Origin of the sequence: Gimesia chilikensis, from assembly GCF_008329715.1 — a bacterium.
GTDB lineage: Bacteria > Planctomycetota > Planctomycetia > Planctomycetales > Planctomycetaceae > Gimesia > Gimesia chilikensis.
In genome coordinates this window covers 27,077-51,636 of record NZ_VTSR01000021.1, presented here as the reverse complement: position 1 = coordinate 51,636, position 24,560 = coordinate 27,077, and the positions used below count along the sequence as shown (strand labels likewise).

The window sequence follows — 24,560 nt, the reverse complement described above, 5'->3', positions numbered from 1 at the left end:
GTGGACTCCTCATGAGTACACAGACAGGCTGCCAGGGTCTGGGAAACAAGGTTTTCCAGATGGACAGCAACGGGCGATCTCCATTCTTCGGCCTGGAGTTTTACACCCGGAAAGACAAACATCCAGCGAAAATCCAGACTGTCTCTCAGGACCAGCCTGTGGAACTGGAACCAGCCATTCTGCAGACCAAATCGGAAGAGCCCTCTCGCTTCTCCCGGCTCCCGAAATGGCTGAACCCGATGTCCAAATCAGCGGAACAGGGGGAACGTATTCCCCTGCCCCGTACGGACCTGGAAGAAAACGAGGTCGTCCTCGAAGAACCAGCTGAAGATTCTGCCCCCACCGAACTGGGCTCATCGCTGGAAAACTTCTAATCAGCGAGACTGCGACTGCTTCCGACGTTCTTCCGCTTTCTGCTTCGCTTCTGCGATGAAGGTCTCGGGATCGTCCTCAAACGCCTGCTTACAGCCACTGCAGCAGACATAGTAGGTCTTCCCTTTGTGGCTGACCGCAATCGTGCCGGCACCACCGGTGACGATGCACTCCGGACCGCCGCTCCCCGAGGCTGCCAGCCGCGTACCGGCCCGGGTATATCCGACTTCCGCCAGTCGATAATAGAATGACTGTCCCTGGTTCCGCTGTTCAAACAGAACCAGAGTCCGTTTCTCATTCAGCTTGCGGATCGAGATCCGATAGACGGCTCCCTCTTCATCCGGCTGGGATTCAAGTACCAGTGTGTCTTTCTGCAGCGCGCCTGAATAATCGCGTTTCGTATCATCGGGCAGGACGGTGGCTAGATGATAGGTCTTCTGTTCCGGATCGTACGACAACAGGGCCGACTTCAGAAATTTGCCATCCTCAACTTCATATGCGATGCCTGACTGCTGTGGGTCAAATTTCCAGACCCATTCCGCCTTCTCTGACCAGGCCCCTTTCCGGGAATTACGTTTGATCATCCCCACACCCCGCCAGCCACCAATCAACGAGTTGAACTCGGACAGGGCCTGCTTGCTCTCCGGTGGGAGGGAGGTGGATTTTTTCACCCCGGCTGTGGACGCAGACTTTTCAGGCTCTCCCTGCACGGTGCTGAGGGACCAGAACAACAGAGAGACACACAACAGGCCGACAACGGTCTGGCAACATTTTCGCATCAAATCGGTTCCTGACAGGACAGACGGGTAGAAAAGTCGCTTCTTAGATGAAACACCACTCCCCGGTAATCCGACCGTAGAGAGTGGTATTTTCTTATCCTACCAGACCCGTTCCCGTCTGCAAGAACCTTCTCCAGTTCAGGAGCGCGTCAGCTGTTTGAACTTTTCATTCAGATCTTTGGTGATCGGTCCTGGTTTACCCGTCCCGATCTCGCGGCCGTCCAGAGCCACCACCGGGATGACTTCCGCTGCAGAACCGGTCAGGAAGCATTCGTCTGCGACAAAGATGTCATGCCGCGTGAAGGGGGACTGCTCGACCTTGATTCCCGACTCCTCGGCGAGTTTGATCACCGCGTTGCGGGTAATCCCTTCCAGAATGCCGGCATCTACGGGCGGCGTTTTGAGTACGCCGTTCTTGATGATGAAAATATTATCGCCGGTACACTCCGCCACTTCCCCTTTGTGATTGAGCATCAAAGCTTCGATGCAGCCGGCGTCAGTCCCTTCAATCTTGGCGAGGATGTTATTCAGGTAGTTCAGCGACTTCACGCGTGAGGAAAGCGCTGCCGGATGGTTGCGGATCGTCGCTGCGGTGATGATTTTCAAACCGTCGATATACAGCTGCGGATCGTACAGGGAAATATTGTCGGCGATAATAATTACCTGCGGGTTGCTGGTACGGCGAATGTCGAGACCTAGAGAACCCGCGCCGCGAGTGATTACCAGTCGCACGTAACCATCTTCAATGCCGTTGGCGGCCACAGTCTCATTGACGGCTTTGATCATCTCTTCCTTGGAGAGCGGAATCTCCAGGCGGATCGCCAGTGCGCTCTCATAGAGACGGTCGATGTGCTCCTGCATCAGGAAGACTTTTTTACCGTAAACCCGAATCCCCTCAAAGACACCGTCGCCGTAGAGCAGACCATGATCGAAGACACTGATTTTCGCCTCTTCCTTGGGAAGCAGTTTTCCGTCAATATAAACTTGGAGCGACATGTGACTCGGGTACCATTCTCAAACTGGGCCAGAACGCAGCTGGCAGGTTTTGGCGGACTTTCCATCCTGTGTGGGGAATCGGCGAAATCCATTTCAGACAGAAGCATCATACGCTGTGCGTATGCCATAGACACTACGCAGGCGACAGCGGTTCAACCCGAACAGTAAATACTGACCGTTTGTATCTAGGCTGATGCCGAGGTGGGATGAGATTTGCCCAGAACCTCGATCTGGCCTTCCGTCAGACGAACTGTTCGATGCGCCTGAGCGGCGATCGCGTTGTCGTGCGTAACCATGATAATAGTGAGCTGATCCTGCTCATTCAAGCTGGTGAGCAGGTCCATAATTTCTTTGCCGGTGCTGCTGTCCAGATTTCCCGTCGGTTCATCGGCCAGCAGGATCTGAGGCTTGGCAATCAGGGCCCGGGCAATCGCGGCCCGCTGCATTTCCCCGCCCGACATTTCCGAGGGACGGTGCTTGATACGGTGCGAGAGACCGACCTTTTCGATGATCTCCAGCGCATCCTGTTTGAACTGTTTTTTCTGCTTCCAGTATTCCCAGGTGGAATAGCGGATCATCAGCGGCGAGAGCACATTTTCCAGCAGATTCAGCTCGGGCAGCAGATGATAAAACTGGAAAATGAAGCCGAAAACGCGGTTTCGGATCTGGTCGCGGGCGTGATCGGGTAGATCGTCAATCCGCTGCCCTTCGAGGTGAATTTCCCCGATATCCGGGGAATCGAGCAGACCGAACAGATGCATCAGGGTACTTTTACCAGAACCGGACTGCCCCACGATCGACAGGAACTCGGCCTTCTGCACGTCGACATCAATGCCCCGCAGCACAGGCACTTTATGCTTGTCTTTCCGGTATGCTTTTTCGATGGCGATTGCTGATAACTGTGGATGAGGCATGGAAATCGTCTCGGTCATGAGTTCATACTCGATTAAAACGGATTAGTAACTCTGGTTCAGAACCTGTCACGGACTGAAGGGGAAGTCAACCATCGGCTATTCGTAACGCAGCGACTCGACCGGATGGAAGCGGGCCGCTTTGCGGGCCGGCAGAATACTTGCCAGAACCGCGATCACCATCGCACCGACCGCCACCCAGAAGACCATCATCGGCTCGACGTGCGTCGAAATTTCCGGGAAGTAATAGATCCGCTGATCGAAGACCTTCCTCCCGGTGAGCCACGTGATAAACCCTTCTATCTCATTGATATATTCAACAAACAGCAGCCCCACGATCACACCGACACCACTGCCCACCAGACCTAATGCCAGGCCGTAAGACAGAAAGATTGACATGATACCATTCGAGCTGGCACCCAGCGCTTTGAGAATGCCGATATCACGAGTCTTCTCAATCGTGATCATGAAGAAGATCGCCAGGATGCCGAAACCGGCAACGGCAATAATCAGGAACAGCAGCACATTCAGAATCGCCGATTCCACTTCTACAGCGGCCAGCAGTGGTCCCTGCTTGTCTTCCCAGGTACGTATCCTGAACTGACTGGCAGGCAGGGCTTCTTCCAGCTTGCTGACGACCATCGCCGCATCGTCCTGGTTTTTCAGCTTGATCTGAATCGATGTAATCGACCGTTCGCCGCTCTCAGGAGAAATCATCCCGCGGGCTTCCTGCAGGTATTCCAGGTTGCAGAACACCAGGCTGCTGTCGTGCTCGCTCATGTCACTCTTAAACAGGTCGACCACGGTCGCATTAAAGTGTGTTGGCTCCGGTGGATGTCCGGCGGTGACGGTACTGATTTTGATATCATCACCCGGTTTGACGATCTGAAACATTTTCGTTTCGCCGGTCTCCGGATCTTCGTAAGGGAAACTCACCAGACCGTAACCAATATAGACGCGGGCCTTCAAAGGTTCGCTCGGATCCCGATCTTCTTTTTTATCGAACTGGCTGAAGGGATTGATGGCTTTCCCCGGTTGCTCTGCAAACTGGGGTGCACTGTCCTTTGACTCGGCAGCCGCATCGAAGGGGGACTCTCCGGAATCCTGCGCAAACTTCGGTTCCGGTTCCGGCTCGAGGGGGACGGACTCCTCGAAGGAGACCTGCTCGTTGCCCTCATCTGCTTCTTCCAGTGGTGGGGGATTGTGATTCCAGCGATCGACCATCCACTGAGCCCGGGTGGTCCACTCTTTACGGTAGGCCATCGCCTCGGGAGACAGATTCCAGTCAGGTACCGTCCCCTCTTTGGTATGCATCAGGTATTTGGCCAGCGGACCGACCGTGGCTTTCGTCGCCGGGTCGATACCGATCAGGGTGACCGGCTTACTCTGCCACTGGGAACCGTACTGCACGCTGAGCATAGCGTAAATTTCCACCGTGGCTGTCATGCCTTCGATGTCGTTACCCACCGCGCGTTGAATGCGGTCTTTAAGCTCCTGCGTGTTCTCTTCGCCATCAAGCGAGTTGGTTTCCACGATGACATCCGCCAGGATCCCCCGCAAGCGGGTTCGCATGTCGGTGCTGAAACCATCCATGACGCTATTGACGACAATCATCGTCGCGACACCAAGCGTCATACTGATGATGCTGGCCAGCGCAATGTAGCGCGTTTTCAAATATCGCAGGCAAAGTAATGATTTATACATCGGGCCAATCCTTTGGCTGGTTCTCGCCGGCACTCAATCCGCTGATGCCGGTCACATCCCTGGTTTACTCTTTCGGTGCCGGCTGTCCTTCGGGTCGGAGCAGCGGGAAGTAGATCACATCGCGAATGCTGTGACTGTTGGTCAACAACATGACGAGGCGATCAATGCCAATTCCCAATCCTCCGGCCGGCGGCATACCGACTTTCAACGCCTTAATAAAATCTGTATCCATTTTTGCCATCGAGTCTTCTTCGGAAAGTCCCGACAGCTGTGTTTTAAACAGTTCTTCCTGCAGCAGGGGATCGTTCAGCTCGGTATAAGCGTTGGCCAGTTCCATACCGTGGACAAACAGCTCAAACCGCTCTGCGATCTCCGGGTTGTCCTTCTGTCGCTTGGTCAGCGGACAAATGGAAGCCGGGTAGTCGATCACGAAAACCGGACCGGTCAGATGTTCTTCGCAGGTTGCTTCAAACACTTCATTGAGCACCACATCCGGGTGCACATTCTCTGTATCAATGCCATGCTGCTTCGCAACCGCTGCTACTGCAGCCGGATCGTGGGGATCACAGCCTGCATGCTCGCGAACCAGGTCGTGGTACTTTTTTCGTTCCCAGGGACCACTGAAGTCGATGGTCTTGTCTTCGCCCCAAGGCAGTACCATGGTATCGCTGATCGTTTTGACGGCGTCGGTGACGATGGCTTCAGTCAAATCCATCATCGTTTCGTAATTACCGTACGCCTGGTAAATTTCGATCATGGTGAATTCGGGATTATGAGTGGCGTCAATCCCTTCATTGCGGAACACCCGCCCGATTTCATACACACGTTCTACGCCACCGACCATCAGTCGCTTAAGATGCAGTTCGAGGGCGATCCGCATGTAAAGCTCGATGTCCAGCGTATTATGATGTGTAATGAAGGGCCGCGCCGCTGCACCACCGGCAACTGCATGCAGCACCGGTGTTTCCACCTCATGAAACTTATGACTGCGAAGTGTCTGACGGACGGAATCGATGATCTGACTCCGCTTCAGCATCTTTTCCAGCACGCCTTCGGTGTAGATCAGATCGAGCGAACGCTGTCTCAGCAGCAGTTCGACGTCTTTGACACTGTGATGTTTTTCCGGAGGCTGCGCCAGCGATTTACAGAGCACCGTCAGCTCTTTAACGAACACGGAGATTTCTCCGGTTTCAGTCCGACGCAGACAGCCATCGACGCCGATCAGGTCGCCCAGGTCGAGCTGGCCCATCAGCTCCCACTGTTCTTCGCTCAGGTCGCCCCGCGAGAACAGCAGCTGAATTTTTCCAGTCCAGTCTTTGATATCGTAAAACCGCAGTTTACCGGCTTTGCGCCGCAGCATGATCCGCCCGGCGATCCGCACGTCTTCGCCATCAACGCCCGATTCCGCGGGAGCCTGTTCGCGAGCGTCTGCAATCGGAATATGACCGTCAAACCGCTGCCCCCAGGGATCGAGTCCCAGAGACTGAATTTTCTCTAATTTTTTGATCCGTTCTGCTTCAAAACGGTTGGTTTTCTCTTTGGACATTGAAATTAAATTACTTGGGTCTATGTAAGCGAGTTTTACTGATATCAGGACACACGCGAGCGGTTTTCCGTTCATCAAGTGTGTCAAATAAGAGAATTTGTACGACAGAGAGAGGTGGGATAATGGCGAAATCTGCCGATCAGGTCAATGGCAACCCACTCCGAATATACAAACCACCACTGGGAACGACCGAAATCAGTCACTTCTGTCAGGTCGACTCTCCGTCACAGTCCCAGCCGAGTGGATCCGATTCCACTTCGCTGGCCCAGATTTTCAGATCCCCGAACTGCGCCTGCAGGAGTTCGGCCATCTGCTCCATCGCGGGACGTTCAGTCGCGTAATGCCCCGGCAGAATCAGTGCCATCCCGCGGGAACGGGCCTCCAGGCAGGCATGAAACCGGGCTTCTCCTGTTAATAGCGCCTGGCATTCATGTTTGTGTGCGTCTTTCAGGAATTCGGCAGCCGCACCACAGGCAATTCCCAGTCGGCTGACCCGCATCTCCGGATCTCCGACAAATTGCAGATTCTCAACCTTCAAAGCCTGTTTGATCAACTGATTCAGCTGGGCCAGCGAGAATTCAGCGGGCAAATCACCAAACCGCCCTGCTCCCTGCGCCTCTGCTGCTGGTTCCGGGCCGGGTTGTGGTCTCAGAATCCCGATGTTTTCCAGCCCCAGCAGACTGGCCAGTTGCCAGTTGATGCCCCGCTCTGCACTGTCGTAGCAGGTATGTGGACTGTAAACCGAGATTCGTGCCTGGATCAGATCGAGCAACATTTTTCCCTCAACAGTCGCCGCGGTGATCTGCTGCACGGGACGAAACAAAATCGGGTGGTGACTGACAATCAGATTCGCTCCGGCTGAAATCGCTTCGGCAGCGACATCCGGTGTGAGTGTCAGACAGGTCAGGATTTTCTCGACCTTGAAAGTGGGATCTCCCGTCAGCAATCCGACGTTATCCCAGCTTTCGCCCAGTTCTGGTGGTGCCAGATTGATCAAATAATCCTGAATGTCCGCGACGCTGGTCATGTGCTCCTGCTCCCAAACGATAGGGAAAATCCCTGTTCCGAATCTGGCTGTGTTCAGCAAAGTTCCTTGTTTTGCTTAACAAATCTGAATTGATCAATGTATCATACAGCACTATACTTAACCAGAACCAAAGCCACACGTTTCCATTCTGCGAATTCAAGCAAGGTTGGACTATGTCACTGCTTCATCGATTAATCGCTCTTTTCGTGATCGCCTTCGGAGCCTGTATTGTTCTGAACGGGCCTGACATTCTGGTCTACCTGATCGCCCAGGCCGCCATCTCGGGGACATTCATCTTTATGTGCCTCAAGAAAGAGCGAGAAATCATTGCGAAACAGAACCAGACCGACGCCGGAACGGAATAATTCTCGCCTCTCGCTCTGCGTAATCCCGAAAAAATCGGTTTCCTGCGCCTGAAGTCTGCCCACTGACAAGACTTTTACGGCCTGAGTCGGTTAGAATGTGAGTGAATGTTTTGAACGATTCTCACTTTCACTCCAACCAAAAAGTAACCGAACGAATGCTGTTTCCCCAATCCCGCTCACCTTACTCCCCGCAAACTCCTCAATCTGCGCTGCAGGCACGCAAACGCGGCTTCACTCTGATTGAGCTCTTAGTCGTGATTGCCATCATCGCTGTTCTGGTGGCCCTGCTCCTGCCCGCTGTCCAGAAGGCGCGCGAAGCGGCCCGCATGGCCCAATGTAAAAACAATCTGCGACAAATCGTACTGGCCTGTCATATGTATGCAGACTCCAGCGGCGGTTACTGGCCCCGAGCGGCACCCGATCAACATGTCGGTTTTGGTGGTAAAAAACGCTGGCACGGCGAACGGACAACAACTGACGCGACATCTAAATTCCAGGCACATCTCGGGCCACTGGCTCCGTTCCTCGAACAGAATGCAGAAATCAAAAAGTGTCCCACCTTCGGGAACTTTGCTGCTCACGGAACCGTTTCCAATGCTTTCGAAGGAGGCACCGGAGGTTATGGTTATAACCAGGCTTATCTGGGAGGAACATCCTGGAAATATACTTATCCCACCTGCAATATGATCGCCACCAACATGCGGGAAATCGGCAGCCTGGCCCGCACCGTCGCCTTCGCCGATTCTGCACTGGCCCAGGGATTCCCGGATCTGCATATCATCGAATACAGTTTCATCGAACCGCCCTACTTCATTGATAACTGGACCCCCACTTTCGAAGAGGCCCCCTGGCGGCCCGATCCTTCAATTCATTTCCGACATACGGGAACCGTTGCCAATATTGGCTGGGCCGATGGCCGCGTGACCTCAGCCGTTATGTCGGGTACAGGTACTTCCGCCTACGGCGGGGATCCCAAAAAATTCCAGATCGGCTGGTTCGGTCCCATGGACAGTAACGTGTTATTTACCAATAAAGATAAGCTGGAGGCAGACATGGGAGGCGTCCAGTAATGCGTATCCTGCGTCGCCTGTTTTCACTGCTCGCACTCTGCCTGCTCATCACCGGGTGTGCAGAAGAGCGTCCCTTTGTGCCTCAGCCTTCTGCAGAGTACGTGGTCATTGTGGACCCGGCAGGGAAACCGGATAATATGCTGATGGAACAATTTTTTAAAAAGGGACAGCACCCTGAGGGCACAAAAGTTGTGGTCGTTGATAAACAGACCCGACAGCAGGCCCTGATCCCGCCGGCAGAACTGTTGCAACAGAACCCGAATGCTGGTCGGTATCTTGTTTTCAAACACGATGACCCGGAGCGTCCGTTTGATGACCTGCCGGGCGCTTCAAATTAAACATCCAGGAAACAACAACATGAAACGATTGCATATCATTCCCCTGCTCGTGCTGTTCTGCTTCGCCGCAGCACCGCTGTCTGCACAGACCATCAAAACCATTGCCGGAACCGGCAAGCTCGGACACTCGGGCGATGGTGGCCCCGCAGTCAAAGCACAGGTGGGAGAACCCTACGGACTGACGCTTGGTCCGGACGGAGCTCTCTATGTCTGTGAAATCAAAGGACACGTCATCCGCCGCATCGATGAAGAGACAGGCAAGATCTCAACCGTCGCCGGATCGACCAAGAAAGGCTACAGCGGAGACGGAGGCCCCGCCCTGGAAGCGAAACTGAATGAGCCCTATGAAGTCCGTTTTGACAAAGCGGGCAACATGTACTTTGTGGAAATGGTCAACAACATCGTTCGCCGCGTTGATGCGAAAACCGGAAAAATCTCGACCGTCGCAGGCACAGGTGAGAAAGGTTTCTCAGGCGATGGAGGCCCTGCCACCAAAGCCACCTTCTCCCGCCCCCATTCGATCGCCCTGGATAACGATGACAACCTGTATATCTGCGACATCGGCAATCATCGCATTCGCCGCGTCGACCTGAAGACAGGCATTGTGTCCACGTTCTCCGGTACGGGAGCACGCAAGCCGACTCCCGATGGTGCACCGGTCTCAGGCACACCGCTGAATGGTCCTCGCGCACTGGACTTTTTTGCAGACGGGAAAGGCAAAGGTTCACTGTATCTCGCGTTGCGGGAAGGGAATATGGTTTACCGCATCGATCTGGACAATGGGACTTTACATCACATTGCAGGCACTGGTAAAAAAGGATATACGGGACACGGCGGACCGGCGAAAAAAGCCACGCTCTCCGGTCCCAAAGGAATTTCTGTCGCCCCCAATGGAGATATCTACCTGGCGGATACAGAGAGTCACACCATCCGCGTCATTCGTAAAAAAGATGGAACAATTGAAACCGCTGCCGGCGACGGCAAACGGGGAGATGGTCCTGATGGAGATCCCGCCAACTGCCGCATGGCGCGTCCACACGGTGTTTATGTCGGCCCTCAAGGCAATGTCTATATTGGTGACAGTGAAACTTATCGCGTTCGCAAGTTAACAACGGGAAAACAATAATGCACATGCTTCAGCCAGTCTATCGTCATTGGAATTACGTTTCTGTCGCCGCCCTGCTGGTCGTGTTGACGGGCACGACCGGTCTGTCAGCCGGGGAAACCTGGCAGCGTCAGGAACTCGATGCGGCATTCCGTTCGGAAGGCTCTGCCGCGGCTGACGTCAACAAAGACGGTAAGATGGATGTCATCGCCGGTGATGTCTGGTATGAAGCCCCCGACTGGAAAATGCATGAAGTCCGCAAGCCCGGGAAATTCGTAGCGGGCGTCGGCTACAGCGACAGCTTTTGCAACTTCGCCTATGACATCAACCAGGATGGCTGGACCGACTTCATTTACGTCAGCTTTCCCGGCAAAGAGTTCTACTGGTATGAAAACCCGAAGAACAAATCAGGCCATTGGAAAGAACACCTGATCTGGCACAGCATCTGTAATGAAACCCCCAAATTCGCCGACCTCACCGGCGACGGAAAACCCGAACTCATCTTCGGTTCACAGCCCGAAAAACAGATGGGCTACATTGAGATTCCCTCCCCCGACCAGGCGACCAAAAAATGGGATTTCATTCCGATCAGCAAACCCGGCGACCCGATGGTCAACGGAACGTTCAAATACTATCACGGTCTGGGGGTCGGTGATTTTAACAACGATGGTCGTCAGGATGTGCTTATCCCCCACGGCTGGTGGGAAGCCCCGGAAACGCTGGGCGAAGGCCTCTGGGAATTCCATCCCTTCAATCTCACCGCGACCGGAGAAGCCCCGGAAAAGATGGCTGACCTGTACGTGCAGGACCTCGACATGGACGGCGACAACGACATCATCGGCAGCTCTGCCCATGCGTTCGGCGTCTGGTGGTTCGAAAACCTGGACGGTGGTGACTCGCCCAAGTTCAAGGCGCACCTGATCGACAAAAGCTATTCGCAGACCCACGCCATGCATTTCATCGACATGAACGGTGATGGCCAGAACGACATGGTGACCGGGAAACGCTTCTTCGCACATAACGGCAAAGATCCGGGTGGTAAGGAGCCGGTCGTAATGTACTGGTATGAGATCAAGCGTGAAAAGAACAAAGCTCCTCAGTTCATTCCGCACAAAATTGAAGCCGGAAACGACACGGGAGTCGGCACCCAGTTCTCAATGTCAGACCTCAACGGCGACGGACGGCCCGATATCGTGCTGTCCAATAAAAAAGGTGTCAATGTGCTGATTCAGAAGTAGTCACCAACTACTTCTTTTGCTCACGATCATCGAGGACCCGCTGATAGATTTCACGCAATCGGCGGGTCATCGTCTCGTGACGGAACTGATCCGTGAACCGCTCCCGTCCCGTCTGTCCGAAGCGGGCGCGTTTCTCAGGATCTGCCGCCAGTTCCGTTAACGCCTGGGCCAGCGGCTCAATCGATTCTGCAGGCAACAGGTAACCGGTCTGTTCCGGAATCACCACTTCCCGCGCCCCATCCACGTCATAAGAGACCACCGGCTTACCGGCAATCAGCCCCTGAGGCAACACCCGCGCCAGTCCTTCCCAGACACTGGTATGCACCACGATATCCATCGCATGGATCAGTTCGGGAACCCGTTCCGGGGGAACCAGACCGGCGAAGATAAAGTTCTCGGTCAGCCCCAGTTCGGCGATGCGCTGTTCGAATTCTGATCGTAAGATTCCATCCCCGACCAACAGAAACCGAACCTGTGGCTGTGCATCGACTACCTGCCGGGCTGCTTCAATCAGGTACTTGTGCCCCTTTAGATGGAACAGCCGCGCGACCTTGCCGATTACAATGTGTTCGGGTTCAATTCCCAGTTCCCGCCGGACCTCTTCTGGTGGACGCGGAGGAGTGAGAAACGGTTCGACTTCCATCCCACTGTAAACGGTATCGCATAGTTCAGGCGTTGTAATACCGGCGGCGACATACTGGTCGGTCATCGCATCACAGACGCTGATCAATCGATCGCAGCGGCGGGCCGCCCATTTCTCTGCGGCAATGTAGGCGTGATAATTCAAAGGGGACTGACCGAAATGAAAGGCGGCACCATGAATGGTATGCACGCAGGGCAGCTTCAGATGCCAGGCGGCAGCGCGTCCCAGGATGCCCGCTTTCGAACTGTGAGTATGAACCAGGTCCGGCTGATAGTCGCGCAGGGCGGCGATCAATTCCCGATAAGCCCGCCAGTCGTTCAACGGACTGATGCTGCGCAGGAGATGCGGGATGATCTGTAAGTCAAAGCCCCCCTGCTCGGCCCTTGGGATCAATGTGCCTTCCGGACCGGTGGTCGGTCCGGTGATCAGCGAAACCTCGTCTCCGTAATCCCGATACTGATCTTCCACTGTGTAAAGCGTATTCTGCTGCGCACCGCCGATGATCATTCGCGTGATAATGTGTGCTACTCTCACGCGAACACCCGCCTCCGGTCTCGCGGCAGGGAATCATTCCCGTGCCTGTGGAATCTACAATGCATGGCCTGCTGACTGCACCTTCTCTACTAACTGGCTGGCGGCGGTGGAGGAGGTGTGGCTGCCTGGAAGAGTGCCGCCAGCTGGGGAACCTGTCCCGCCGGTAACCAGCCCGACATGCCGGCTGACCAGACCTGGGTATTGGCGGTGATCTGCCCCTTGGCAATTCCGTCTGAAATGACTTCCAGCGCAAACGGACCTTGCGACTGCCCGTTCGCAGCGATGTGCCAGGCTGCCGGCGGTGGAGGGGGTGGCGACATTGGTCCGGGTGCACCCGCTCCTCCGGGCTGCATCATCCGGTTGGCCATCGCGAAGCCCATGCCCAGTCCCATGCCGTCTGCAGCGCCACCTCCGGCGGGGTTCTCGGCAGCAGAGAGCATCGCCTGCCCCATCTGGTACTGCTGGAACTGGTTCATGTCGCCGATGACTCCCATGCTGGTTCGCGTATCGAGGGCCTTCTCGACACTTTCCGGCAAAGAGATATTCACGATCAGCATCTGGGGCACTTCCAGCCCGTATTCATCGTCGATGCGTTCGTTGACCAGCTTTTTCAACTCGAGCGAAATTTCGGTGTATTTGGAAGCCAGATCCAGGGCCGCGTATTTCGATTCTCCCAGCAGATCAGCGAAGGAACTGATGATGATCGACCGCAGGAGTTCATTGATTTCGTTGGAATGAAACTCGGAATCGGTGCCCACCAGTTCCTTGATCAGAATCCGGGGATCGTTAGCTTTGAGCGAATAATTCCCGAATGCCCGCAAGCGGATAGGCCCGAATTCCGGATCACGCAGCATGATCGGATTGGGAGTTCCCCACTTCAGGTCTGTGACCTGGGTCGTGTTGACAAAGTAGACTTCGGATCGAAACGGGCTGTTGAAGCCATGTTTCCAGCCCTGCAGCGTTGCCAGAATCGGCAGGTTGTCTGTCGTGAGCTGATAATGGCCTGGCTCGAAGACATCGGCTACCTGTCCACGATGCACAAACAGGGCCATCTGCCCCGGTCGTACGATCAGCTCGGCTCCATTTTTGATTTCATTCTGATACCGGGGAAAACGCCAGGTCAGGGTATGCTTGGAATCATCGATCCACTCGATGATATCGACCAGCTCTCCCCGTAATTTATCCATCCAGAATCCCATATCGATCTCCCCTGTCTGTTCTCTCGCTGTTTAATTTATCTGATCGGTTGAAAGGTCAATGAGAATCGCGGGCCACGAATGTGCCGCTCAACTGATTGTACCCCTCTGTCAACTTGGCCCGCAATCAAAGAAATCGCTGACCGACTGAATATTCTCGAATCAGGCGCCTCACAGAGCAAAAATCCTGCCCGATGTTGTTCTCGCCCTGATTATGTAACTGGAATCGACTCCAGCACTGCCTGTGCAGAAAAACGCAAACCGATGACTTTTGGCTCAAAAAACGGCGATATTTCTGGTGAAAAAGGCGAAAAAACACCTGCTTTTCCGCTCCAATAAATTGCTGTTGACCTGTTTTGTTGAAAGTTTTACATTTCCGCCGCGCTCTTATGGTAGAGCTTGAGACAAGGAAGTTTCGTAAATCTTCTGACGAATCAGTATCAACGTGATTGATGACTCCGCAAACGTTTCCTCGCGATCCGCAGACCCAAAGGATCCTGGAACCCGGCCAGGAGAGCCGGTGGGGGTGAACTCAGGCAATCACATGATCCACTCGCGTCGGATACAAAAATGGAGATTTTAAGCAATGGGCGAACCAACCCCAAACCCGCATGCGACCCAGACCAAGACGAAATCAAAACGGAAAATCATCTTTTTCGCAGCCGGTACCGGACTGGTTCTTCTCGCTGGCGTCCTCTTTTTCCAGACCTTCAACGCCAAAACCGGTTCTGCGGGAGAAGACAAATCCGCTGGCAAAGTACGCCTCTCAGGTAACCAGCCCGCCGTTCGCAGCCAGCCCGTTGCGAAAGTCGGGAGTGTCGTTATCACCGAAGATGAACTGGCCCGCGAATGTATCGCCCTTTACGGTCCGGAAGTTCTGGAAAACGTAATTAACCGTGCCGTCATCGAACAGGCTTGTCAAAAAGCCGGCGTGACTGTTGAACAGGCTGAAGTTCACGCTGAAGTCGAAAAAATCGCCAAGCGTTTCAACCTGGATACCAAAACCTGGTACGACATGCTGCAGGCAGAACGGAAAATGAATCCCAGCCAGTATCGTCGGAACGTTATCTGGCCGATGCTGGCCCTGCGGAAACTGGCTGGACAACAGACTCACCTGACACAGGCTGAAGTCCAGAAAGCCTTCGTTCGCGATTACGGTCCCCGGGTCAAAGCCCGCATGATCATGATGGACAACCTGCACCGCGCTCAGAAAGTCTGGGATGACGTGAAACGGAACCCCGCCGACTTTGAACGCAAAGCCCGCGATTTCTCCATCGAACCTAACAGTCGTGCTCTGGGTGGTGCTATCCAGCCGATCCCACAGTACTCTGACAACGAGAGTCTCTGGAAAGCAGCCTTCAAACTGAAAGAAGGCGAAATCTCCGGAATCATTCAGATCGGTCCCAGCCGGTATGCAATCCTGATGTGCGAAGGACACACCGATCCGGTCGTCACCAACATCGAGGAAGTCAAAAGCCAGCTGATCGAACAGCTGACCGAAGAACAGACCCAGGAAGCAGTCGCCCGGGTCTTCGCCAAGCTGAAAGAAGAAACCCGTGTCGACAACTACATCACCAACACCGTGACCGGTGGTGTTTCCCAGACATCAGGGACCAACTTCGGACAGTCTCCGGTACAGCAGGCCATTCCCAGCCCCACACAGGGACTGAACCGTCCGACTCGCTAAGAGTGGATTCGGCCTGAATATTCTCCTGTAAGAGAACCAGTTCACCCCGGCGCGTGTCAGTCCTGCCTTACTGACACGCGTTTTTTCGTGTCCTGCTGCGTTCTGTGAAAAATTACTCATATTCCGCAGGCGCATTTTTCAGGACAATCGCGTAAAATGGCAGAGCTCAGGCCAGGGCCATCGCCTCCGGTGGAAGCGAATGGAACAGACAACCCCTGGATGACAGTAGACAAATATTCCATGTATTACAGGTAGTGTTTTCATTATGCGTGGCGAATCCGAAGTTCCCTCTTCAGATGACGGTTTTACCATCCCGGTTGCTGAACGAGTAAAGCGTTTACCCCCATACCTTTTTGGAAAAATCAACAAGCTGAAATACCAGAAACGGGTGGCGGGAATCGATGTCATCGATCTGGGTATGGGGAATCCCACAGACCCGCCGGATCCGCTGATCGTTGAGAAAATGTCCGAGGCACTCGCTGATCCGCGGAACCACCGCTATTCAGTCGCGAACGGAATTGCCAACCTGAGAAAAGAAGTGACGGCCCGTTACTGGAAAAAATATGGTGTCCGACTCGATCCCGACTCCGAAGTCGTGACCTGTATCGGATCTAAAGAGGGATTCAGCCACATGTGCCTGGCCCTGATGGGCCCCGGGGACACTGCCATCGTGCCGTCCCCCTCGTTCCCGGTCCACGTCTATGCTGTGATGCTGGCTGCAGGCAACGTGATTGAACTGGACGTCCGCGAGCCGGATCAGTTCCTCTCGAACATCGCTTACACCTGCGAACACCTGTATCCCAAACCCAAGGTCGTTGTGGTCAACTTCCCCCACAACCCCAGCGCGACCGTCATTGAACAGGATTTCTATGTCGAGCTGGTCCGCCTGGCCCGCAAATACTCGTTCATGGTGATCAGCGACTTCGCCTACGCCGACATCTGCTTCGATGGCTATAAGGCTCCCAGCTTCCTCGCTACTCCCGGTGCCACAGACGTCGGCGTTGAATTCACAACCATGAGTAAAGGCTTCAGCATGGCTGGCTGGCGTATCGGCTTCTGCTCAGGCAACTCGGAAATGGTGCGGGCACTTTCCACCATTAAAGGGTACTACGACTACGGCCTGTTTCAGCCGGTTCAGATCGCAGCCATCGTCGCCATGCGGCACTGTGAAGCAGCAGTCGACAGTATTGCCGCCGAGTACCAGCAGCGACGGGATGTCTTCTGTGATGGCCTGGAACGCCTGGGTTGGGAAATTGAACGTCCCAAAGCCGGCATGTTCATCTGGGCCAAGATTCCAGAACCCTGGGCACAGATGGGCTCAATCGACTTCGCCATGAAACTGCTGGACGAAGGAGGCGTTGCTGTCAGCCCCGGACGTGGATTCGGTGAAGACGGCGAAGGCTACCTGCGGATGGCCATCGTCGAGAATTCTCAGCGACTGCGACAGGCCGTCAAGCAGATCGGCAAAGTCATGAAGTCGGAAGAAATCGCCGCCAACAAGTAAACAACGGGCCGCGCACTCTGGTTCCAACGGGGATCAGAGTGCTCAGGTCGCCTGACGTTGATCGTCAATCGACTTCATGAAGCCCTCAATCTTGTTGTCAGCCAGCTCAATCTTGCCTGCCTCTGGACCAATGCGGATCCCGGTCCGCTGCATCGGCTGGCGTTGTTCGCTGATCAGATTTTCTTTGATGACCAGATCTGAAGTCCGGCCCGTAATATCGATGGCCACACCATTCGCGGCACCGCTGTTGAGGATCTGATTTTTGACCACGGTATTCCGGTTGGCCCAGAAGTTCTTGCCGCGGGCGTCGTTGCGGAACAGGATTCCCACCTGCTTACTGTCGGCGACAATATTCTCACGCATCACATTGTCGGTATCGTTGTGACCGATAGAGATGCCGATATCATTGCCCGTCAGCTGATTCTTTTCGGCCAGTCCGTATTTCACACCCCAGCACCAGAACAGTCCAATATGATTGTTCTCGAAGCGGTTATTCTGAATCAGGGGGCGCTGTGAACCGGAGCCCGGGTGCACGCCCAGTCCCTCGTGATCATGACTGTGGCAATTTTCGACTTTCACATCGTGACAGATCTGGAAGCTGATGCCGTCCCCGTTGTAGTTGCGCGCGGTGACATTCCGAATTGAGTAGCGATTGCAATCCTGCAGAAAGATGCAACCCCCGTAGTTGCCGTTGAGGTTAGTATTGTTTTTCCGATTGCCGTCCAGCGTCAGATTTTCGATCACAACGTCGCGGGTATATTCACTGGTCAACAAAGGGAACAGTGAAGCAACCGTCGGCTTCCCGGAAAGCCAGACATTTTTCCGGAGACCATCATTCAACTTGAAACGATTTCCCGAGCGTGCCACGAGTGTGCGTTTAATGACATCCTGTCCGCCGGTACTTGGATTCTTTGTGACCAGCACGACACCATCGCCTACCTGGAAACCAGTTGACTTCTCCAGTGTGATCTCCTGATCGTACCAGTCCGAGTCTTCGGAAATCGCCACCGTTTCCGAGGGGCCTTTGGTGATGATCGTCTCGGGGCCGCTTCCCAGCAGGCGGATATGAGAAGGCAGATGCAGGGCATTACGCAATGTGAACGTGCCGGGCAGGATTTGAACCGTGCCACCTCCTTTGCCGGCGATATAGTCGATGGCGGCCTGCAATGCTTTGTCGCTGCTGCCTACGATATCCCCTTTGTCGGTTCCCACGGAAATCGACAGTCGCTCGTCCCAGTTCGGTTCAAATCGTTGATCGCCGTCGGTGGCCCGCGGGTCGTTTACCGCTGGCTTCTGACCTGCGACCAGCTTTCCAGTCGCAGCTGACACCAGTCCAGTAGCGAGTGCGGCTCCGAGAAACTGACGGCGGGATACGGACGATGCAGGCATGTTGAACTCCGAAACGATAAAGGGAATTAATAAACACTCTTAAACAATCAGTCTCCCGTAAGCAGCCTGTCAGTTCAAGAGAAATTCGACCTAAATCAGGAATCGCCTGAGCGCGCTTGCGCTATCGGCCAGCCGCCTGTCACTTTTAGACAACGAACCCTGCTTAGCACCGTTAGTCTTTGCCGTAAATCGCCGAGAGTGGAATCAATGTAATCTGTGATTCTGCCAGACCATTGTTCTTTGTTCGGTCTCCGGCACAATGTCCGAGCAGCACACCATCTTTTGTAAATTCAATCGCGGTATAGCAGTACCACCCGTTTGGATTGTCTTCCACATTCTGGACGAGTTCCCAGGTCTGCCCCTCATCCTTCGAGATCGCGATCGTCAGGGGAGTCCGTTTACCGCGTAATGCCGGTTGAATGTCCTGATGGTTATTCCAGACCAGCAGTAGATCCCCAGTCGAGGGAATACGCTCAATCGACGCGGGTGAAACGGGCGAGATGATCTGCGAAGGTTTGAGTGTGGAGAATGTTTTACCACCATCTTTCGATGTGGCCACATACTGGCTACCACCATTCGTGCGGCAGAACCCCATAACCGTTCCGTCTTTAAGCTGAACGATTCCCGGCTCCTGCATATAAGGATGTTTCTTCTCGGGTTGCGTCTCGACTTCGGCTGCCTGGCCGCGGTGCCAGCTCTTTCCCAGGTCATCAGAATAGTAGCAGAGAAAACGGGCATTGGGATTGAAGCGGTTCGAACCAGGCAGATTCTGGTGTAACGCTAAAGGCAGTACCAGTCGACCATCCTGTAACTGAATCACCCGATCATTATTCATGACATAGTAACCGACTTCTGATGCAGGAATGATTTCGGTCGCTTCACTCCAGGTAGCTGCTTCGTCACGGCTGATCCGCATCACCGGTCGGAGATCATGAATGGAGTTCTTCCGCAGATAGAACAGCGCGATCGCACCATCCTGCAGACGCAGCAGTGAAACCGACATGATATTCTGCTGCGCGTCGTTCGGCATGATCGTTTCATCTTCTGCGGTCCAGGTTTTACCGCCATCAGAGGAGTAACGTCCGGCCAGGAAAGCGGAAGAGTGATCGGCGGCCCCATCGGTAAAATGGGTGTAGACAAACAGGATGCGACCATCTTTGAGGGTGATGAAGTCCCCTTCACTGTTGCGGGGATTGTCCTTCGCAGGAGGCAGCTGCAGCGTACGTGTGGCTTTGCCTTGCTTCACCAGCGAATCAGCTGATTGCTCAGCAGCACCCAGAAATGAGATCGGTAACAGACCTGCCATTACAATCTTCCAGATCACTGTGCGACTACTCATTGTTATCCCTGCTTTCTAATCCTTGTTTATTTTTTCGACCAGCCATTTTTCAATGTTGTTAATTTTTTACCGGCCTCAGTTTTATTACCTTCGATTGGACTCGATGCAGACTGGCTGTTCAAGCGGAGTGCTTTTGAATTTGTAGTTTTCCAGACAAATGATCGATCAATAAATGATCCATCCTGGAGAGTCATCCGTGTTCTCAATAGATTGAACTCTTGTTTGCTTTGGATATTGATGAGAAGCGTGTGATACGAAACTTTATCCAACGCATCCTAATTGATGAGGAAAAAACCTCAAAAATATTCATCGGTCTTTAAACACAAGTAATCACATAAGATAGCTGTCCGGATGCAGGATGATCGTTTTTGAATTTTCAAAAAATTGTTGACAAATTTTGTCTTTGGTTTTAAATGAAACAATCCAATCTGTAATTGAGGGCATTCGCCCCGTTTTAGTGAGTCTATTCCTGTCGATTCTGGCAGTTAATGTGGCGTAGTATTTATTCTTTACTCTTGTCTGAACTCCAAAGTCGCTCTTAATTCCTGTCTGAAAATTGCGTTCGCATAGGTGAATCCCCTTTCTTTCGTTTCCCGCGTTGTGTGCGCTGATTTTCACTTCACTCTGAGACTGGATGAGCTCCAGATGAGAGTAAGAGAAGTTCTATATTTCTCTTAATCCACTTAATCTCCGGAGGTGAAGATGAAACGGCTCACAAAACAAAAACGAGGTTTTACCCTGATTGAGTTGCTGGTTGTGATCGCGATCATCGCGATCCTGATCGCCCTGCTGCTACCAGCAGTACAACAGGCCCGTGAAGCAGCGCGACGATCTACCTGCAAAAACAATCTGAAGCAGATTGGTCTGGCGTTACATAACTATCACGACACACACCGGACTTTCCCTCAAATGGAAGTAGAAAGCAGACGAACCGCTGCTGACGACATTCCCACGGAAAGCTACCTTGCCTGGAGCACCATGATCCTTCCCTTCATGGATCAGACACCGCTCTATAACAAAATCAATATGGATGCTCCCTGGCGGCAGCCTACTGGTGGAAACCCATTACAGCCTGCCCTCGCCAAGACAGTGCTTCCGGCCTTTAACTGCCCTTCCGACCCAATGGAGGGAATCAATTCGAATATTGGTTCCTGGGGCAAGTCGAATTATCCAGCGATTCACTCACCCTGTGATATCAATCCCGCAAACGGACAAGGCCGCTGTTATTCATCAGCCTGGAATCATCACACAAGCAAACGCCTGCGTGACATTACTGACGGTGCCAGTAATACCATTTTGATTGGTGAAAGAACCACCGAAGGTCGTCATTCCGGCGCTATCTGGATTGGTTCACATTCTTATGTCCATGCAACAGCAGGAAACATTGGCAACTGGCCTTATCACACGGCTTTAATGCGTACCTGGCAAGGTGCCACTGCCACACCAACCCCTTCTACCATCTATTTGATCAATGGCATTAATCAAAACGATGGGCTTGCCTATGCATGGTCATTGAGCAGTTCACATGAAGGCGGATGCCACTTTGTTCTCGGTGACGGTAGTGTTCGGTTTGTCAGTGAAAACACCGATGGGAACACCCTGGTATACCTGGCTGCCATCAATGACAAAAACGTACTCGGTGAATGGTAAGCGTTTTCCCGATTCACCTTGAGTTCTAAAACACTCTATTTCCCGGTTCTATCAATGTCTGATAGAACCGGGGATTCTCGTTATATGGGCTGATTTCAAGCCTGGCGCACAAAGCCAGTTCTACATGGCTCTTTTCATTTGAAATAGAAACCACTGAAAAAGAGTTACCAACTTAAGATCTAACTTAAACAGGAACGGTTGAATGAAACGTGTTTATGGATTGCCTTCACACATCCTTCTGACACTACTCACAGTAAGCTGTTGTGTGGGATGTGGGGGCGGAGACAAGGTAGACCTTGGCGCTGTCAGCGGGGTTGTCACCATGGATGGAGAACCACTGTCAAATGTGATCGTCGTATTTAGCCCTGAAGAAGGAAATCCATCTTCAGGGCTGACAGATTCTGAGGGTAAATATTCACTCAGTTATCTAGGCAAATCTGATGGGGCAATCATTGGAAAACATAAAGTAAGTATCACTACGGCAGATCTCTCAATGAACGAAACAGAACTGGATACTGGAGACACTGACTTAGCCAATGCTGATTTATCAGATACCACAAATATCTCTACCCCTCCTCCTGAGGATGGTGATGTGACCAAGCGACAGCCACGAATTAAAGCCAAAATAATGAAAGAACCCATTCCATCAAAGTATAATGTAAAATCCACGCTGACAGCAGATGTGCAATCAGGTGAGAATACCTTTGATTTTCAACTGGACTCCAATTAAATCTTTAGCTCTTGAAAAAGCATGAGTCCCTCAATTCACTACCGCGACATTCCTCTTACTGAGCACGGCTGATTCTCTCTCCCCGGAGTTTTCTTCAAGGACTCCGGGGAATTTCTTTTGGTATTCTCTCAACTCTGTTCTTTAGCAAGAGCGAAACCAGCATATCCGCAATTTCACCTCATCCAACAACAGGTTCATTGCGATCCAGGTTTTACGAGCCCCATTTAGGTAACAGCAGGAGCGACTGGCCTCGTCTTGAATCGAACAAAAGAATGAAACCTGCTCTCTGCTGGCTGGCTATTATCTTGCGCGAGCCGGGAAGATTTTTGGCTTTCAACGCTCATAAAATCGACCATCGTCGGCAGACAGATATTGCTGGAAGAACACGCCAAAGCCCATCGATGCTATTGAGTTAAGCCTCAAAAACAGGGTAATCTTTAAACACAATCGGCCCACTTTATTCTAGTATTCAACAATGAAAACAGGGCAATCCCCAACGGGACTGCCCTGTTCATAGTAGGGACCAGTGCATTTTTTTTGCAGACGGTTATTGCAGTCTGCTAAATGGGTAAGCTTTCTTATTTTTTACCCTTGATTTCAAATTTGAATGGTTCGTTGGTCTGTCCAACGGTCGCCGTGAGAGGTGACCCTTTGGGATCGTTGTAAATATCGGGCAGTTGATTGACAGCCCCCACGTCGGCTGCCATCTCTTCGCCACCAATGGGGCTGCCATCCGGCTTGACCAGGCGTGTCAGCAGGACGCGATAAGTGCCCTCGGCAACGCCATCACGTTGATCGCGGTCTTTTAGTGTAAACTGACCGGAAGCATCTGTCGCCCCGAAACCACCATTGCCTTTGGTCGTTCCTTCCGGGAAAAATGTGACCGAGACACCCTGGACGGCTTCTCCATCAACGGTAACTGTTCCGCTGACCGGGTAGACTTCCAGCGTGTTTTCGCTGCCGCCTCCACCGCAGCCCACCAGACCAAGAAATAAACAACACAAAAGTAGTCGATTGTAACGCATTGACCTGAGATCCTGTCCTGTCAGTAAATCAAAAGAATGAAAGATCGGTGAAAGCAGACGTGTAGAAAGAGACCACGGGTGCAATCACGTCACCCGTGGTCTTGCAGATATCTCATCTACAAAGCCGAGAGGAGATTAGAATTCTCCAATTGGATTACCATCGGCGATGTAAGCCAGATTGTTACGAGTTGTGGCGTCGATGTTTTCGCTGATAAAACGAACGGCTCCATCACCCATCAGTACATGAGCACCACCGGTGTGCAGACTGCCCACGGTAGACCAGTCACCCAGACGACCAGGTCCGGTAGGACGAGCGAATGGGGGAGAGTCCCAGGAGCAGCAGGGCCACCAGTTAATACCACGTGAGTAAGTCAGGTCGACACCATGGCCCACCCACTTCGCATGCCCCCAGGTCTGAGAAACACCGTTGTAGGTCCAGCGGAGAGTCTCAGCGACGGCCACTGTGTTACTCATACCGTCTTTAACATCACGAATCTGACTACAGGCGTTGATACCAAACATCCGGCGGGTCGTACGACCTTCCAGCAGCCAGTTGCTGGCGGAACTGGATGTACGAGTCGTGCTGAAATCGTAGTTCGTGTACGCGCCATACTCGCTGGAGCTACCAGGAGCGATTGCGTAGTGCGGACTGGTCGTAGAACGGTAGTGCGTGTCATTGTCATCGGAAGGACACATGAACGCAGGAATGATCTTGGAGATCACCTGATCGTTCGCATTACCGGCTGCCCCAGGCAGAAGATTACCAGGCACAGGCTTCGCAGACGGAGCCCCGGTACTGGCTGCCAGGCTGAAGTTAAACTGGTTGTAGAGGTTTGCCTGATCAATGTAAGGCAACAGCATCAACCATCCACGGTGATTCAGGCCAAATGGAGTACTGGCGGATCCTGATGTAATACTATGCGGATGCGACACGGAATATGGGAATACCTTGTGTGCATCATGATAGTTGTGCAGGGCCAGTCCAATCTGCTTCAGATTGTTTTTACAAGTCGAGCGACGGGCTGCTTCACGGGCCTGCTGAACGGCAGGTAACAAGAGAGCGATCAGAATTGCGATAATCGCGATGACGACCAGCAATTCGATCAGTGTGAACGCACGCCTTCTTTTGAGCTGCAGCATTTTCCACCTCCGGAAAAAAGAAAAGAAATGAGGTATAAATACGCTTAAGTGCGGGCTCAAACAGATTTTAAAATGCGCAATTGTCTAACTGATTCTGGACATGAAATTGAAGCTGAAAAGAACGATGAATCAACAATCACACAGCATGAAATTGTATGTGCCGACACTAAGAACTTAGTGAATACTGAAACAACACAAAACGAATTTATGATTAGACGATTTTAAAGTCAGAAGGGAATTTCATCTCTGAAACTAGATATGAAGAGATGATT

General features: G+C 52.8%; 22 protein-coding genes. 10 read left to right on the top strand and 12 right to left on the bottom strand.

Translation table 11 applies throughout. The features are described 5' to 3' along the window. The first annotated feature begins 11 nt into the window (after positions 1–11). A complete protein-coding gene (locus FYZ48_RS23460) occupies positions 12–374 on the top strand; it encodes a hypothetical protein (protein ID WP_149344911.1) in 363 nt (120 codons plus the stop codon). Here FYZ48_RS23460 and FYZ48_RS23455 read toward each other — a convergent pair whose 3' ends face one another. The 6 genes from FYZ48_RS23455 to FYZ48_RS23430 all read right to left on the bottom strand — a co-directional run bounded on the left by FYZ48_RS23455 (position 375) and on the right by FYZ48_RS23430 (position 7,335). After that, a complete protein-coding gene (locus FYZ48_RS23455) occupies positions 375–1,151 on the bottom strand; it encodes a TRASH domain-containing protein (RefSeq protein ID WP_149344909.1) in 777 nt (258 codons plus the stop codon). Between the two features lie 138 nt (positions 1,152–1,289). Further along, entirely contained in the window at positions 1,290–2,147 is an 858-nt protein-coding gene (gene ilvE / locus FYZ48_RS23450) for a branched-chain-amino-acid transaminase (RefSeq protein ID WP_149344907.1), read from the bottom strand. 185 nt (positions 2,148–2,332) lie between these two features. Then, a complete protein-coding gene (locus tag FYZ48_RS23445) occupies positions 2,333–3,079 on the bottom strand; it encodes an ABC transporter ATP-binding protein (protein WP_197993760.1) in 747 nt (248 codons plus the stop codon). Positions 3,080–3,157: 78 nt separating this feature from the next. Then, positions 3,158–4,762 (bottom strand): ABC transporter permease, encoded by a 1,605-nt coding sequence (locus tag FYZ48_RS23440; RefSeq protein WP_149344905.1) that lies wholly within the window; start codon positions 4,760–4,762, stop codon positions 3,158–3,160. A gap of 64 nt (positions 4,763–4,826) precedes the next feature. Continuing rightward, positions 4,827–6,308, bottom strand: a complete 1,482-nt coding sequence (lysS, locus tag FYZ48_RS23435) for a lysine--tRNA ligase (protein ID WP_149344903.1) — start codon at positions 6,306–6,308, stop codon at positions 4,827–4,829. 208 nt (positions 6,309–6,516) lie between these two features. Beyond that, positions 6,517–7,335, bottom strand: coding sequence for a Nif3-like dinuclear metal center hexameric protein (locus tag FYZ48_RS23430; RefSeq protein WP_149344901.1), 819 nt, complete (start codon positions 7,333–7,335; stop codon positions 6,517–6,519). A 173-nt stretch (positions 7,336–7,508) separates the two neighbouring features. On the opposite strand from FYZ48_RS23430, the gene FYZ48_RS23425 reads away from it, so the two are divergent. The 5 genes from FYZ48_RS23425 (at position 7,509) to FYZ48_RS23405 (ending at position 11,451) form a co-directional block, all read left to right on the top strand. Beyond that, a complete protein-coding gene (locus FYZ48_RS23425) occupies positions 7,509–7,700 on the top strand; it encodes a hypothetical protein (protein WP_145035781.1) in 192 nt (63 codons plus the stop codon). Positions 7,701–7,855: 155 nt separating this feature from the next. Next, positions 7,856–8,770 (top strand): DUF1559 family PulG-like putative transporter, encoded by a 915-nt coding sequence (locus FYZ48_RS29480; RefSeq protein ID WP_149344899.1) that lies wholly within the window; start codon positions 7,856–7,858, stop codon positions 8,768–8,770. Further along, positions 8,770–9,108, top strand: a complete 339-nt coding sequence (locus FYZ48_RS23415) for a hypothetical protein (protein ID WP_149344897.1) — start codon at positions 8,770–8,772, stop codon at positions 9,106–9,108. The genes FYZ48_RS29480 and FYZ48_RS23415 overlap by 1 nt, the downstream gene beginning before the upstream one ends. Before the next feature lie 19 nt (positions 9,109–9,127). Next, positions 9,128–10,234, top strand: coding sequence for an NHL domain-containing protein (locus FYZ48_RS23410; RefSeq protein WP_149344893.1), 1,107 nt, complete (start codon positions 9,128–9,130; stop codon positions 10,232–10,234). Then, a complete protein-coding gene (locus FYZ48_RS23405) occupies positions 10,234–11,451 on the top strand; it encodes an FG-GAP repeat domain-containing protein (protein WP_149344891.1) in 1,218 nt (405 codons plus the stop codon). The genes FYZ48_RS23410 and FYZ48_RS23405 overlap by 1 nt, the downstream gene beginning before the upstream one ends. 7 nt (positions 11,452–11,458) lie before the next feature. Here FYZ48_RS23405 and FYZ48_RS23400 read toward each other — a convergent pair whose 3' ends face one another. Next, positions 11,459–12,628 carry a glycosyltransferase family 4 protein gene (locus tag FYZ48_RS23400; protein WP_149344889.1) on the bottom strand — a complete coding sequence of 390 codons (1,170 nt, stop codon included), beginning with the start codon at positions 12,626–12,628 and terminating at the stop codon, positions 11,459–11,461. A gap of 89 nt (positions 12,629–12,717) precedes the next feature. Next, the gene (locus tag FYZ48_RS23395) at positions 12,718–13,827 is read right to left on the bottom strand and encodes an SPFH domain-containing protein (RefSeq protein WP_149344887.1); all 1,110 of its coding nucleotides are present in this window, start codon (positions 13,825–13,827) and stop codon (positions 12,718–12,720) included. A 583-nt stretch (positions 13,828–14,410) separates the two neighbouring features. On the opposite strand from FYZ48_RS23395, the gene FYZ48_RS23390 reads away from it, so the two are divergent. Together FYZ48_RS23390 and FYZ48_RS23385 are read left to right on the top strand one after the other, a co-directional pair. Then, positions 14,411–15,511 (top strand): peptidylprolyl isomerase, encoded by a 1,101-nt coding sequence (locus FYZ48_RS23390; RefSeq protein ID WP_145035766.1) that lies wholly within the window; start codon positions 14,411–14,413, stop codon positions 15,509–15,511. 265 nt (positions 15,512–15,776) lie between these two features. After that, positions 15,777–17,015, top strand: a complete 1,239-nt coding sequence (locus tag FYZ48_RS23385) for an aminotransferase class I/II-fold pyridoxal phosphate-dependent enzyme (RefSeq protein WP_145180100.1) — start codon at positions 15,777–15,779, stop codon at positions 17,013–17,015. 42 nt (positions 17,016–17,057) lie between these two features. Here FYZ48_RS23385 and FYZ48_RS23380 read toward each other — a convergent pair whose 3' ends face one another. Together FYZ48_RS23380 and FYZ48_RS23375 are read right to left on the bottom strand one after the other, a co-directional pair. Continuing rightward, a complete protein-coding gene (locus FYZ48_RS23380; RefSeq protein ID WP_149344884.1) occupies positions 17,058–18,404 on the bottom strand; it encodes a right-handed parallel beta-helix repeat-containing protein in 1,347 nt (448 codons plus the stop codon). A gap of 172 nt (positions 18,405–18,576) precedes the next feature. After that, on the bottom strand, positions 18,577–19,743 hold the full coding sequence (locus FYZ48_RS23375; RefSeq protein WP_149344882.1) for a sialidase family protein: 1,167 nt from the start codon (positions 19,741–19,743) through the stop codon (positions 18,577–18,579). Positions 19,744–20,445: 702 nt separating this feature from the next. Between FYZ48_RS23375 and FYZ48_RS23370 the strand changes: the two genes are divergently transcribed. Next, positions 20,446–21,393: a DUF1559 domain-containing protein gene (locus tag FYZ48_RS23370; protein ID WP_149344880.1), complete on the top strand. Its 948-nt coding sequence runs from the start codon at positions 20,446–20,448 to the stop codon at positions 21,391–21,393. A gap of 202 nt (positions 21,394–21,595) precedes the next feature. Beyond that, positions 21,596–22,123, top strand: coding sequence for a carboxypeptidase regulatory-like domain-containing protein (locus FYZ48_RS23365; RefSeq protein WP_149344878.1), 528 nt, complete (start codon positions 21,596–21,598; stop codon positions 22,121–22,123). A 578-nt stretch (positions 22,124–22,701) separates the two neighbouring features. Here the strand turns inward: FYZ48_RS23365 and FYZ48_RS23360 are convergent. Both FYZ48_RS23360 and FYZ48_RS23355 read right to left on the bottom strand, forming a co-directional pair. After that, positions 22,702–23,148: a carboxypeptidase-like regulatory domain-containing protein gene (locus FYZ48_RS23360; RefSeq protein ID WP_149344876.1), complete on the bottom strand. Its 447-nt coding sequence runs from the start codon at positions 23,146–23,148 to the stop codon at positions 22,702–22,704. A gap of 135 nt (positions 23,149–23,283) precedes the next feature. After that, positions 23,284–24,288, bottom strand: coding sequence for a DUF1559 domain-containing protein (locus FYZ48_RS23355; protein WP_149344874.1), 1,005 nt, complete (start codon positions 24,286–24,288; stop codon positions 23,284–23,286). Positions 24,289–24,560: the final 272 nt, after the last annotated feature.

Coding starts and splice junctions, on each gene's coding strand:
- FYZ48_RS23390 (WP_145035766.1), top strand. CDS start 14,411: ATGGGCGAACCAACCCCAAACCCGCATGCGACCCAGACCAAGACGAAA.
- FYZ48_RS23385 (WP_145180100.1), top strand. CDS start 15,777: ATGCGTGGCGAATCCGAAGTTCCCTCTTCAGATGACGGTTTTACCATC.
- ilvE (WP_149344907.1), bottom strand. CDS start 2,147: ATGTCGCTCCAAGTTTATATTGACGGAAAACTGCTTCCCAAGGAAGAG.
- FYZ48_RS23430 (WP_149344901.1), bottom strand. CDS start 7,335: ATGACCAGCGTCGCGGACATTCAGGATTATTTGATCAATCTGGCACCA.
- FYZ48_RS23445 (WP_197993760.1), bottom strand. CDS start 3,079: ATGACCGAGACGATTTCCATGCCTCATCCACAGTTATCAGCAATCGCC.
- FYZ48_RS23365 (WP_149344878.1), top strand. CDS start 21,596: ATGAAACGTGTTTATGGATTGCCTTCACACATCCTTCTGACACTACTC.
- FYZ48_RS23460 (WP_149344911.1), top strand. CDS start 12: ATGAGTACACAGACAGGCTGCCAGGGTCTGGGAAACAAGGTTTTCCAG.
- FYZ48_RS23455 (WP_149344909.1), bottom strand. CDS start 1,151: ATGCGAAAATGTTGCCAGACCGTTGTCGGCCTGTTGTGTGTCTCTCTG.
- FYZ48_RS23440 (WP_149344905.1), bottom strand. CDS start 4,762: ATGTATAAATCATTACTTTGCCTGCGATATTTGAAAACGCGCTACATT.
- FYZ48_RS23425 (WP_145035781.1), top strand. CDS start 7,509: ATGTCACTGCTTCATCGATTAATCGCTCTTTTCGTGATCGCCTTCGGA.
- FYZ48_RS23410 (WP_149344893.1), top strand. CDS start 9,128: ATGAAACGATTGCATATCATTCCCCTGCTCGTGCTGTTCTGCTTCGCC.
- FYZ48_RS23355 (WP_149344874.1), bottom strand. CDS start 24,288: ATGCTGCAGCTCAAAAGAAGGCGTGCGTTCACACTGATCGAATTGCTG.
- FYZ48_RS29480 (WP_149344899.1), top strand. CDS start 7,856: ATGCTGTTTCCCCAATCCCGCTCACCTTACTCCCCGCAAACTCCTCAA.
- FYZ48_RS23360 (WP_149344876.1), bottom strand. CDS start 23,148: ATGCGTTACAATCGACTACTTTTGTGTTGTTTATTTCTTGGTCTGGTG.
- FYZ48_RS23370 (WP_149344880.1), top strand. CDS start 20,446: ATGAAACGGCTCACAAAACAAAAACGAGGTTTTACCCTGATTGAGTTG.
- FYZ48_RS23380 (WP_149344884.1), bottom strand. CDS start 18,404: ATGCCTGCATCGTCCGTATCCCGCCGTCAGTTTCTCGGAGCCGCACTC.
- FYZ48_RS23415 (WP_149344897.1), top strand. CDS start 8,770: ATGCGTATCCTGCGTCGCCTGTTTTCACTGCTCGCACTCTGCCTGCTC.
- FYZ48_RS23405 (WP_149344891.1), top strand. CDS start 10,234: ATGCACATGCTTCAGCCAGTCTATCGTCATTGGAATTACGTTTCTGTC.
- FYZ48_RS23395 (WP_149344887.1), bottom strand. CDS start 13,827: ATGGGATTCTGGATGGATAAATTACGGGGAGAGCTGGTCGATATCATC.
- FYZ48_RS23375 (WP_149344882.1), bottom strand. CDS start 19,743: ATGAGTAGTCGCACAGTGATCTGGAAGATTGTAATGGCAGGTCTGTTA.
- lysS (WP_149344903.1), bottom strand. CDS start 6,308: ATGTCCAAAGAGAAAACCAACCGTTTTGAAGCAGAACGGATCAAAAAA.